The organism is Leyella stercorea, from assembly GCF_021531355.1.
Taxonomy (GTDB): domain Bacteria; phylum Bacteroidota; class Bacteroidia; order Bacteroidales; family Bacteroidaceae; genus Prevotella.
Map to the genome: position 1 here is coordinate 1 of NZ_JADYTS010000103.1, position 7,600 is coordinate 7,600.

Annotated in this window: 5 protein-coding genes and 2 pseudogenes; 6 read left to right on the top strand and 1 reads right to left on the bottom strand. The window is 42.2% G+C overall.

What is annotated here, in order from left to right; translation table 11 throughout:
• Positions 1-73: 73 nt before the first annotated feature.
• The 6 genes and pseudogenes from I6E38_RS13795 to I6E38_RS13820 form a co-directional block, all read left to right on the top strand.
• Positions 74-1,117, top strand: a pseudogene (locus I6E38_RS13795) (PDDEXK nuclease domain-containing protein); the annotation flags it as partial.
• A 5-nt stretch (positions 1,118-1,122) separates the two neighbouring features.
• Positions 1,123-2,160 (top strand): hypothetical protein, encoded by a 1,038-nt coding sequence (locus I6E38_RS13800; RefSeq protein WP_004292950.1) that lies wholly within the window; start codon positions 1,123-1,125, stop codon positions 2,158-2,160.
• A 223-nt stretch (positions 2,161-2,383) separates the two neighbouring features.
• Complete coding sequence (locus I6E38_RS13805; protein WP_004292949.1) at positions 2,384-2,692, top strand: DUF3853 family protein; 309 nt, start codon at positions 2,384-2,386, stop codon at positions 2,690-2,692.
• A gap of 14 nt (positions 2,693-2,706) precedes the next feature.
• Positions 2,707-3,783 (top strand): AAA family ATPase, encoded by a 1,077-nt coding sequence (locus I6E38_RS13810; protein WP_004292948.1) that lies wholly within the window; start codon positions 2,707-2,709, stop codon positions 3,781-3,783.
• 214 nt (positions 3,784-3,997) lie between these two features.
• Complete coding sequence (locus I6E38_RS13815) at positions 3,998-4,954, top strand: toprim domain-containing protein (RefSeq protein WP_004319668.1); 957 nt, start codon at positions 3,998-4,000, stop codon at positions 4,952-4,954.
• Positions 4,955-5,178: 224 nt separating this feature from the next.
• Positions 5,179-6,582 (top strand): hypothetical protein, encoded by a 1,404-nt coding sequence (locus tag I6E38_RS13820; protein WP_004292946.1) that lies wholly within the window; start codon positions 5,179-5,181, stop codon positions 6,580-6,582.
• Between the two features lie 103 nt (positions 6,583-6,685).
• On the opposite strand, the pseudogene bla reads toward I6E38_RS13820, so the two are convergent.
• Positions 6,686-7,513: pseudogene (gene bla, locus I6E38_RS13825) on the bottom strand (class A beta-lactamase, subclass A2); the annotation flags it as partial.
• Between the last annotated feature and the right edge of the window lie 87 nt (positions 7,514-7,600).

Below are 7,600 nucleotides of genomic sequence, written 5' to 3' on the forward strand. Positions count from 1 at the left end.
GTTACTAAAAATCAGCGATATATACAACCTTTTACTCATATTTGTCAACTTAAATTAATTCCGCCAACGGGTTAACCTTACTTATATGTGCCAATTTGCACGGTCATATCCGTTGAACGTGCTACGAAGTTTCATTGATACAGACACAAGGCTGTCTGTTCCAAGCATACAGAATGTTACAGATGAAGTATTGAAACTGAACAACGGACAATTTACGCAGGAACTTACTGCGCAAATACAATCCGCTGATTGTCAATCTTTAGAAATTACGCAGGAAGTTCCTGCGCAAATTCAGGATGTGGAGAAAACAGTTTCTGCCATTTACAGGATGGAGATTAGGGAAATAGAAAAAGTTTTCCTGAAATCCCCTGTTGCCAAAATAAACTGGGCAAGCCAAATGGTCATACTTAACGGTTCGTTACCGTTAGGCATAGGATATTGGTATATGAAACAGGCTGTAGAAATGGGCTGGAGTAGCAATGTGCTGAAAATGCAAATTGAAAACAACCTATATAACAGACAAATCAACAACAACAAGGTAAACAATTTCACAGCCACACTTCCAGCACCACAAAGCGACCTTGCCAATTACCTATTGAAAGACCCGTACATCTTCGATTTGGCTGGAGCGAAAGAAAAGGCAGACGAAAGGGACATAGAAGAGCAGCTGGTAAAGCACGTTACCCGTTATTTGTTGGAAATGGGCAATGGTTTTGCCTTTGTCGCCCGGCAGAAGCATTTTCAAATAGGTAACAGTGATTTCTTTGCCGACTTGATTCTATATTCTATTCCGCTACACGCATACATTGTTGTAGAACTGAAAGCTACTCCATTCAAACCGGAGTATGCAGGGCAACTGAATTTCTACATCAATGTGGTGGATGACAAACTGAGGGGAAAAAATGACAACAAGACTATCGGGCTGTTGCTGTGCAAAGGAAAAGATGAGGTGGTAGCACAATACGCATTGACAGGCTACGACCAACCGATAGGCATCAGCGATTATCAACTGAGCAAGGCTATACCCGAAAACTTGAAATCAGCTTTGCCAAGTGTGGAAGAGGTGGAAGAAGAACTGGCATCTTTCCTTGACAAGGACAATAATCCCCAAAATTGAAGTCTATGGCAGGAGAAATAAACAAACTGATTCCCCAATATGGAGAACTCAATAGAATATATAATGATTGGGTAACCAATTATGCTTTTTCTTTTGACAAGCAGAAATTCATCACCGACTTTTACAGGCAGCACAATGATACAAAGGCTTTTGAAGCCGCTATCCTTGAACTGGTACTTGACAAGCAGAAAGAACAATACACATTGATTCTCAATAGTCTGAAAATCGAAATAGAAAAAAATATACGGGCTTATGAAACAAAACCGCTGAATGATGACGTCATAAAGCGTGTGTGTTTTCACTACGCAGACAGGCATAATTCTGCAATTAAAGACCAGTTGGAGATTACCACCAAGTTGCACGAGCCTTTGAATGACGCATACCACAGATATGATTTCATTGGTTTTCGGGAGCATACGGACGAAGAAGAAATACAGGCAGAAAAGGAATATGAACGCTGCAAGGCTGAATACGACAAGGAAAAGAAAGAATTGGATAAACTTTATGAACTGCAAAAGCAAGACAGGAAAGAGGCTTTTCAATATATAGAAAACCTTTCCGGCAATGTTTACCGCCTAAGTCTTCTTTTTATGGAAGTCCTAAAAAAGTACCTTCCTAATGATAGGGAAGAAAAACAGCAGGATGAACCAGTCAAGCAAAACGAACAAGAAGAAGTACAGAATAGCCCGGAGGGACAACATGAATATTTTGACATGAAGCAGCTTTCGCCCATTCATGAAACCTGTGTCGGGGAACAGTTCGAAGCCATTACCATAGCGGATTTCTATGCCAATATAAACCTGTACCCCTGCAAGAATAAACTAAAAATCAAGGCAAGGGAAAAGATACGGGTGTGTTACCTGATATTCCTGATGAGCGAGAAACTATCCAAGCAATACAGGGATGAATGGAGAAGCCAAATATTAAAATTGTTGGATATTGACGAGAGCTATTACAGGTCGAAATACAAAGAACCTGTTTCCGATTTTCCGAGTGACAGCAACCAGAAATTCGCAAAGGAAATGGAAAGCATATTCGGATAATTCGTGATATAACCTGACATTCTACGAAATTACCACTTTTACCACTCAAATTAATTTTTGAGTGGTATTTTTATTGTCTGATATTTAATGAGATAGCGCAGTATCCCATTTGTATTATCCACATCCTTACCACTTACAGCCATACCTAATTTTGCATCGTTCGAGAACAGAAATAACAGCCAGTGCGCAGGGCTGATTGTTTAACGACTAAATAGATTGGACGATGACAAATCTTCAAGAGTTATTATTAAAACCCGTCTGGCAGATGACAGGCGAAGAGTTCATATTTCTAAGCAAGTACGCTTCCAACCAAACGGAAGCGCAGCCACAGCCCGTTACGGACACAGAAAGAAAGTATGTGTACGGAATACTTGGCATTGCCAAATTGTTCGGGTGCAGTCTGCCTACCGCCAACCGTATAAAGAAAAGCGGAAAGATAGACAAAGCCATTACGCAAATAGGGCGCAAGATTATCGTGGATGCGGAACTTGCCCTTGAACTGGCTGGAAAGAAAACCGGAGGACGAAAATAACGGGAGGTGTACTTATGGATTATATGAAAGATATAAAAGAAATATCGGCGGAAGAAGCCGTAATCCTTTGGCAAGCCTCACGCCTGAGCCTGTCGAAAATCTATGAGAAAGCACCTGAGATTCTAAAAGTGCAAGGTTCGGTCATTGGTACACTGGGTAATTTCAGTGCATCAATCGGCAAAGCCAAAAGCAAAAAGACTTTCAATGTGTCGGCTATCGTGGCGGCAGCATTGAAGAATGGTACAGTGCTAAGATATGTGGCGGAACTACCCGAAGAGAAACGGAAAATCCTGTATGTGGACACGGAACAAAGTCCTTATCATTGTCTGAAAGTCATGAAACGTATTTTACGGATGGCTGGGCTTCCAGATGACAGGGACAATGAGCATCTGGAATTTCTTGCTTTGAGGAAATACACGCCCGAACAGCGTATCAGGATTGTAGAGCAGGCTATTTACAATACGCCTGACATAGGGCTTGTAATCATAGACGGCATCCGTGACATGGTATATGACATCAACAGCCCCGGTGAATCGACACGCATCATATCAAAGCTGATGCAGTGGACGGACGACAGGCAGATACATATCCACACGATACTCCACCAAAACAAGGGCGATGAGAACGCAAGGGGGCATATCGGTACGGAACTGAACAACAAGGCTGAAACTGTCCTTCTTGTGGAAAAGGACAAGAGCAATGGAGATATAAGCAATGTTTCAGCCATGCACATACGGGCAATGGACTTCGAGCCTTTTTCATTTCGCATCAATGACAATGCCATACCTGAACTGTTGGAGGGTTACAAGCCCGAAACCAAGAAACCGGGAAGACCGGAAGAGGAAAAGTTCGACCCTTACAGGCATATCACCGAACAGCAGCACCGCATCGCATTGGAAGCAGTTTTCGGGCTGAAAGAGGAATATGGCTACAAGGAACTGGAGGACACCTTAATTAAGACTTATGTGTCTGTGGGGGTAAAGTTGAACCACAAAAAGGCGGTATCGCTCATCACCATGCTTCGGAACAAACGAATGATAGTGCAGGAGAACGGCAGAAAGTACACGTTCATGCCCGACTTCCACTATTAGCCCACACCTTGCAATCGCTTCACTTTATTCCGGGGGTCTATATATTAGGGATAAAGCGAAGTGGTTGCGAAATGTGGCAAAACCGCTTCACTTTATTACCGTACTCTATATATACGAAAATAAAGTGAAGTGATTATACAGACCGTACTTCATAAAGAGGTACGGGCGAAAAGAGAAAATAAACCAATTCAACTATCATTAAACCTATCGTCTTATGGATATACAGACAGCGAAACAAATCAAAATAGCGGATTATCTGCACAGTTTAGGATTTTCACCCGTCAAACAACAGGGCATAAACCTGTGGTATAAGTCACCACTAAGGGAAGAAACGGAAGCATCGTTCAAGGTAAATACAGAACGTAACCAATGGTATGATTTTGCACTCGGCAAAGGTGGGAATATCATCGCACTGGCACAGGAACTTTATTGTTCCGACCATGTGCCTTACCTCTTGCAAAAAATCGAAGAACAGACACCCCGTATTCGCCCCGTGTCTTTTTCTTTTGGCAAGCAATCATCTTCCGAGCCAAGTTTTCAACAACTGGAGATTGTACCGCTTTCTTCTCCTGCCCTGCTTGCTTATTTGCAGGAAAGGGGAATAAACATTGCAATGGCGAAAAGAGAATGCAGTGAAGCGCACTTCACCCATAATGGCAAACGGTATTTCGCCATCGCCTTTCCCAATGTGTCGGGTGGGTATGAAATCCGCAACCAGTATTTCAAGGGATGCATCGCACCGAAAGAGATTTCTCATATCAAACAGCCGGGAACAGCGAGGGAAACATGTTATGTGTTTGAGGGATTTATGGACTATCTTTCATTTCTTACTTTGAGATTGGAGAATTGCCCGAAATATCCCGAACTGGACAGGCAAGATTATATGGTGTTGAACTCAGTAGCCAATGTTTCCAAAGCAATCTATCCGTTGGGAAGCTATGAGCGCATCCACTGTTTCTTTGACAATGACCGTGCAGGAATGGAAGCCATGCAGCAAATCTATAAGGAATACGGCAGGGACTTATACATCCGTGACGCTTCGCAGACATACAGCGGATGCAAGGACTTGAACGAATACTTACAGAAACAGACTGAAAGAAACAGGCAAGTTCAATCTGCAAAAGGGGTGCGCAGCCAACCACCGAAAAAGAAAAACGGCTTTCGGTTATAGCCCACTATAACTACACGCTTCGCTTTCGTAGTTGTGGGCTCTCCCGAGGGGATTAGGGCTTTGCCCTAATGACCCACTCAGGGCGTTTCTCCCCTAAGAACCCCGAGCAAAGAGTGCCCCTCTCTTTGCAATCTCCGCTTATGGGTTGCACCCCTAAGAACCCTGTGCGGTTATGAGCGGACAACAGAAGATTTCATCAACAATCCAAATCAAATTTTAAGAATATGGCAACAAAATCAAGCATACATATCAAACCCTGCAGAGTGACATCAAGCGGGGCTCATAACCGGAGAACTGCCGAGTACATGCGCAATATCGGCGAGTCCAGAATCTACATTGTACCCGAACTGACTTCCAATAACGAGCAGTGGATAAACCCGGGCTTCGGCAGTCCTGACCTGCAGGCGCACTATGACAGCATCAAACGGATGGTCAAGGAAAAGACCGGACGAGCGATGCAGGAAAAGGAGCGTGAGCGCAAGGGAAAGAATGGAAAGATTATAAAAGTGGCTGGATGTTCTCCAATCCGTGAGGGAGTATTGCTCATCAGACCAGATACAACACTGGCAGATGTACGAAAGTTTGGTGAGGAGTGCCAGAGACGCTGGGGTATTACACCGCTCCAAATCTTCCTGCATAAGGACGAGGGACACTGGCTTAGTGGACAACCCAAAACCGGGGATAGGGAGAGTTTCCAAGTCGGTGAAAAGTGGTTTAAGCCGAATTATCATGCCCATATCGTATTCGACTGGATGAACCACGACACGGGCAAGAGCCAAAAGCTCAATGATGACGATATGATGGAAATGCAGACTTTGGCATCTGACATCCTCTCCATGCAACGTGGGCAATCTAAATCCGAGACCGGAAAGGAACATTTGGAACGAAATGATTTCATCATTGAAAAGCAGAGAGCCGAACTGCAACGCATGGATGCTGCAAAACGGCACAAAGAAGAACAGATAGGTCTTGCTGAACAGGAACTGAAACAGGTGAAATCAGAAATACGCACTGACAAGCTAAAGAAAACAGCCACCAATGCAGCCACCGCCATAGCAAGCGGAGTTGGTTCTCTTTTCGGAAGTGGAAAGATGAAAGAGCTGGAGCGAACTAATGAAGATTTGCACCAAGAGATTGCCAAACGAGACAAAGGTATTGACACCCTCAAAATCCAAATGCAGGAAATGCAAGAGCGACATGGCAAACAGATACGCAATCTTCAGAGCATACACAACCAAGAACTTGAAGCCAAAGACAGGGAAATATCACGATTGAACACTCTGCTTGAAAAGGCATTCAAGTGGTTTCCGATGCTTAGAGAAATGTTGAGAATGGAAAAACTCTGCGCTGTCATTGGATTTACCAAAGATATGATAGATTGTCTTTTGACAAGGAAAGAAGCTATCCAATGTAATGGCAAGATTTATTCCGAGGAACATAGAAGAAAGTTTGAAATCAAAAACAACATCTTCAAGGTGGAGAAGAATCCGACCGATGATAGCAAACTTGTACTGACCATAAACAGGCAACCGATAAGCGAATGGTTCAAAGAGCAATGGGAGAAACTTCGGCAAGGTTTGCGACAACCAACGGAAGAACCAAGAAAAAGTAGAGGATTCAAGTTATAATAGAAAAAAAAGACAATATAAAAGCACTCTGATAGTTACGAAGTGCTTTTATATTGTATAAATTATATAATGTTTACCATTGAAGCTTCAAAGTAAACGCAACTTAAGGAATTGCCGAATTTTGTATTAATAAAGAATATACGACCTCTGATATATGCGCAACATATTGTGATGCTTGTGATTCATTACCCTTGAAATCCTTAACAAATATCGCTAAAGTATAGCAGACATTATTAGGCAGGCATATATAGGCAACATCATTGTGAGCTGCAAGAATACCATTTTCATTGACATAACCAGAACCCGTCTTATGTGCAATAGAAACCCTTTCTTTATCAAGAAGCGGAGCGACTATTCTATCTGTACCTGTCACACATTCTTTTAATGTATTCTTAATGAAACTTTGCTTCTCACCACTGACAATACTTTCGGTAAACAAACGGTTCATCAACATTGCGGCACCAAGAGGAGATGTATAATTAAAGTAAGCCCTATCGTGGTCAGCCGACATTTCCTCTTCTGTATAAGCTATCTGAAAACTTGAACGAGGAATAAGTGTGGCTATAAAACTGTCAGTTTGAGCAACATTGACCATATCTTTAAACATCAGATTGCTTGCATTATTATCACTTTGAGCAATAGTATAACGAAGTAAATCTCTCACGGTTAATGATATAACCAACTCGGAATAATCTTTCATCATAGGACTCCAAGTCTTTGAATCAAGTCTATTCCTATCTATCTTTACTAAGGTATCAAGTGAAATCCCTTTGTTATCAAAATCATTGCAAAGAGCTAATGCCTGATGAACCTTAAATACACTCATCATAGGATATACACTCTTATCATTAACTTTAACTGTATCTGTGTTATTAATAATAATTGCCACTCCAATTTCACCAGGACAAGCTGATACTATCCGAGAAAGGCTCAGTGGAAAAATATTGGGGAGGTTTTTTAGTTTCATAGTATTTTGTATCTTTGCATTATGAACATGCTTGAACAATTAGCCCATCTA